Source organism: Streptomyces sp. NPDC006197 (genome assembly GCF_040613865.1).
Lineage (GTDB): Bacteria > Actinomycetota > Actinomycetes > Streptomycetales > Streptomycetaceae > Streptomyces.
The window spans coordinates 1-4589 of record NZ_JBEXSZ010000266.1; the positions used below are offsets into that span (position 1 = coordinate 1).

Annotated in this window: 2 protein-coding genes; one reads left to right on the top strand and one right to left on the bottom strand. The window is 71.7% G+C overall.

Annotation, left to right across the window (positions count from 1 at the left end; translation table 11 throughout):
- Positions 1–3397: NAD-glutamate dehydrogenase (locus tag ABZ318_RS39085; protein WP_356907170.1), on the top strand; the 3397-nt coding region annotated here is incomplete at its 5' end.
- 56 nt (positions 3398–3453) lie between these two features.
- Here ABZ318_RS39085 and ABZ318_RS39090 read toward each other — a convergent pair.
- On the bottom strand, positions 3454–4589 hold a 1136-nt coding region (locus ABZ318_RS39090), incomplete at its 5' end, for a glycosyltransferase 87 family protein (RefSeq protein ID WP_356907171.1).

The window sequence follows — 4589 nt, forward strand, 5'->3', positions numbered from 1 at the left end:
CTGGGCCGACGGCTTCGGCGAGGCGCTGAACGCCGAGTTCGGCGAGGAGCGCGCCGCCGAGCTGCTCCGCCGCTACGGCAACGCCTTCTCCGAGGGCTACAAGGCCGACCACTCGCCGCGCGCCGCCGTCGCCGACCTGGTCCGCATGGAGAACCTCGCCGCCAGCGGCAAGGACTTCGCGCTCTCCCTCTACGAGCCGGTCGCCGCCGGTCCCGGCGAGCGCCGCTTCAAGATCTACAAGACGGGCGACCAGATCTCCCTCTCCGCCGTCCTGCCGGTCCTCAACCGGCTCGGCGTCGAGGTGACCGACGAGCGTCCGTACGAGCTGCGCTGCGCCGACCGCACCCACGCCTGGATCTACGACTTCGGCCTGCGGATGCCGGCCGCCTCCGGCAACGGCGGCGACTACCTCGGCGACGACGCCCGCGAGCGGTTCCAGGAGGCCTTCGCCGCCACCTGGACCGGCCAGGCCGAGAACGACAACTTCAACTCGCTCGTCCTCTCCGCCGGGCTCACCTGGCGCGAGGCGATGGTGCTGCGCGCCTACGCCAAGTACCTGCGCCAGGCCGGGGCGACCTTCAGCCAGGACTACATGGAGGACACCCTCCGCGACAACGTCCACACCACCCGGCTGCTCGTCTCCCTCTTCGAGGCCCGGATGGCGCCGGAGCGCCAGCGCGCCGGCACCGAGCTGATCGACGGCATCCTGGAGGAGCTGGACGGCGCCCTCGACCAGGTCGCGAGCCTGGACGAGGACCGGATCCTGCGGTCCTTCCTCACCGTCATCAAGGCGACGCTGCGGACGAACTTCTTCCAGACGGCGGCGGACGGCAAGCCGCACTCCTACGTGTCGATGAAGTTCGACCCGCAGGCCATCCCGGACCTGCCGGCGCCGCGCCCGGCCTTCGAGATCTGGGTGTACTCCCCGCGCGTCGAGGGCGTCCACCTGCGCTTCGGCAAGGTCGCCCGAGGCGGCCTGCGCTGGTCCGACCGCCGCGAGGACTTCCGCACGGAGATCCTCGGCCTGGTCAAGGCGCAGATGGTGAAGAACACCGTCATCGTGCCGGTCGGCGCCAAGGGCGGCTTCGTCGCCAAGCAGCTCCCGGACCCGACCGTGGACCGGGACGCCTGGCTGGCCGAGGGCATCGCCTCGTACAAGACCTTCATCTCGGCGCTCCTCGACATCACCGACAACCTGGTCGCGGGCGAGGTCGTGCCGCCGGTCGACGTGGTCCGCCACGACGAGGACGACACGTACCTGGTGGTCGCCGCCGACAAGGGCACCGCGACCTTCTCCGACATCGCCAACGGGGTCGCGGAGTCGTACGGCTTCTGGCTCGGCGACGCCTTCGCCTCCGGCGGCTCCGCCGGCTACGACCACAAGGGCATGGGCATCACCGCCCGCGGCGCCTGGGAGTCCGTCAAGCGGCACTTCCGCGAGCTGGGCCACGACACCCAGACCGAGGACTTCACCGTCGTCGGCGTCGGCGACATGTCCGGCGACGTCTTCGGCAACGGCATGCTGCTGAGCGAGCACATCCGCCTGGTCGCCGCCTTCGACCACCGGCACATCTTCATCGACCCGAACCCGGACGCGGCCGTCTCGTACGCCGAGCGCCGCCGGCTCTTCGACCTGCCGCGTTCCTCGTGGGCGGACTACGACACCTCGCTGCTCTCGGCGGGCGGCGGCATCTACCCCCGCAGCGCCAAGTCCATCCCGGTCAACGCGCAGATGCGGGCCGCCCTCGGCATCGAGGACGGCGTCACCAAGCTGACCCCGGCCGAGCTGATGAAGTCGATCCTGCAGGCGCCCGTCGACCTGCTGTGGAACGGCGGCATCGGCACGTACGTGAAGTCCTCGGCCGAGTCCAACGCCGACGTCGGCGACAAGGCCAACGACGCCATCCGCGTCGACGGCCAGGACGTCCGCGCCCAGGTCATCGGCGAGGGCGGCAACCTCGGCGCGACCCAGCTGGGCCGCATCGAGTTCGCCCGTGCCGGCGGCCCCGAGGGCCAGGGCGGCAAGGTCAACACCGACGCGATCGACAACAGCGCCGGCGTCGACACCTCCGACCACGAGGTCAACATCAAGATCCTGCTCAACGGGCTCGTCGCCGAGGGCGACATGACCGTCAAGCAGCGCAACAAGATCCTCGCGGAGATGACGGACGAGGTCGGCCGGCTCGTCCTGCGCAACAACTACGCGCAGAACACGGCCCTGGCCAACGCCGTCGCCCAGTCGCCGTCCCTGCTCCACGCCCACCAGCGCTTCATGCGCCGCCTGGGCCGGGACGGGGCCCTCGACCGCTCCCTGGAGTTCCTGCCCAACGACCGGCAGATCCGCGAGCTCCTCAACAACGGCCGGGGCCTGAGCCAGCCCGAGCTCGCCGTCCTCCTCGCGTACACCAAGATCACGGTGGCCGACGAGCTGATCGGTACGGAGCTGCCGGACGACCCGTACCTGCGCGGGCTGCTCCACGCGTACTTCCCGACGCTGCTGCGCGAGAAGTTCCCCGAGGCCGTCGACAACCACGCCCTGCGCCGCGAGATCATCACGACGGTCCTGGTCAACGACACCGTCAACACCGGTGGCTCGACCTTCCTGCACCGCCTCCGCGAGGAGACCGGCGCGTCGATCGAGGAGATCGTCCGCGCGCAGACCGCGGCCCGGGTCGTCTTCCGCCTCGGCCAGGTCTGGGACGCCGTCGAGGCCCTCGACAACGTGGTGCCGGCCGACGTCCAGACCCGGATGCGGCTGCACTCCCGCCGGCTCGTCGAGCGCGGCACCCGCTGGCTGCTCAACAACCGGCCGCAGCCGCTCCAGCTCAGCGAGACCATCGAGTTCTTCGCCGAGCGCGTCGAGGAGGTCTGGGCGCAGCTGCCGCAGCTGCTGCGCGGCGCGGACCTGGAGTGGTACCAGTCGATCCTGGACGAGCTGACCGAGCTCGGCGTGCCGGAGGAGCTCGCGCTGCGCGTCGCCGGCTTCTCCTCCGCCTTCCCGATCCTCGACGTCGTCGCGATCGCGGACCGGATGGGCAAGGAGCCGCTCGCGGTCGCCGAGGTCTACTACGACCTGGCCGACCGGCTGCGGATCACCGACCTGATGGACCGGATCATCGAGCTGCCGCGCAGCGACCGGTGGCAGTCGATGGCCCGTGCCTCGATCCGTGAGGACCTCTTCGCGGCGCACGCGGCGCTGACCGCCGACGTCCTGACGGTCGGCAACGGCACCACCAGCCCCGAGGAGCGGTTCAAGGAGTGGGAGGAGAAGAACGCGGCGATCCTGGGCCGCGCGCGGACGACCCTGGAGGAGATCCAGGGCTCGGACACCTTCGACCTGGCGAACCTGTCGGTGGCGATGCGGACGATGCGGACGCTGCTCCGCTCGCACAGCTAGTGCCGTAGGAGAGACATGAGGAAGGGCCCCGCCGGTGTTCCGGTCGGGGCCCTTCCTCATTCCGCGTCGGGCGTCGCCGTCGAGGTCCACAGGCGGCGGGCGGCGAGCAGGGCCGCCGCGAGGAGCAGGCCGTTGCGGAGCACCATGACGGCCAGGCCGGTGGTGGTGCCGTCCACCACGTCCGCGTAGAGGACGGGGTACGCGAGGGAGCTGAGGGCGGCCGCCGGGAGGAGCAGCAGGGCGACCGGGCGCATCACGGTGTCGCGGGAGGTCAGGCAGACGGCGGCGAGGCCGATCAGCCAGACCATGTACTGGGGGCTGATCACCCGGCTGGTGACGGTGAAGAGCAGGACGGCGGCGAGGGCCGCGTCGAGCGGGGTGGCGGGGGTCCAGCGGCGGGCCTGGAGGCGCCACAGGAGCAGCCAGCCGAAGGCGAGGACGGTGAGCAGCAGGGCGAGGTGCCCGAGGGTGGAGACGTACGGGCCGACGTACTCGAAGGCCCCGTAGCGGAAGTCGACCCTGCCCGACCAGGCTCCGGTGGCGCGGGCCACCGCGAGGGCCGTGCCGCCCAGGGACTCGATCTGGATGCCGCGGTTGCCCTGCTGGCGCAGGAAGCCCAGCGACTCGGAGAAGAGCAGCGCCAGGGTGGCCAGGAGCGCGAGGGCGGTGACGGCGGCGGCGGTCCAGGCCTCCCGGGTGGTACGGCCCCGGGGCGTGCCGATCAGGGCGAGCGCGGGCCACACCTTGACCATGGCGCCGATCCCGGCGAGCGCGCCGCCGAGCCGGTGGGCGGCGGGGGAGCGGGCGCCGAGGGCGAGCAGGGCGAGCACGGCGAGGGCGGTGGTCTGCACGTCGTACCGGGCGAGCGGCAGGTGGAGGAGGAGCGGGAGGCCGCAGACCCAGATCCAGGCGCCGTGGGTGAGGCGGGCGCTGTCGGCACGGGCGAGGGCGAGCGTGACGACGGCGTCGGCGAGGAGGGTGAGGGCGACGAAGGCCTGGAAGTAGGTGAGCCAGGGGAGGAGGAGGCCCGGGGCCATGACCACGAGTCCCGCACCGGGCGGGTACTGCCACATGGCGTCGCCGGGCGGGAAGGTGCCGGCGGCGAACTGCCCGTACCAGTACTGGTAGAGGCCCACCTCGCGGCCCACTCCGCCGATGCCGAGGTCGTCACGGACGAGCAGCAGGAGCATGC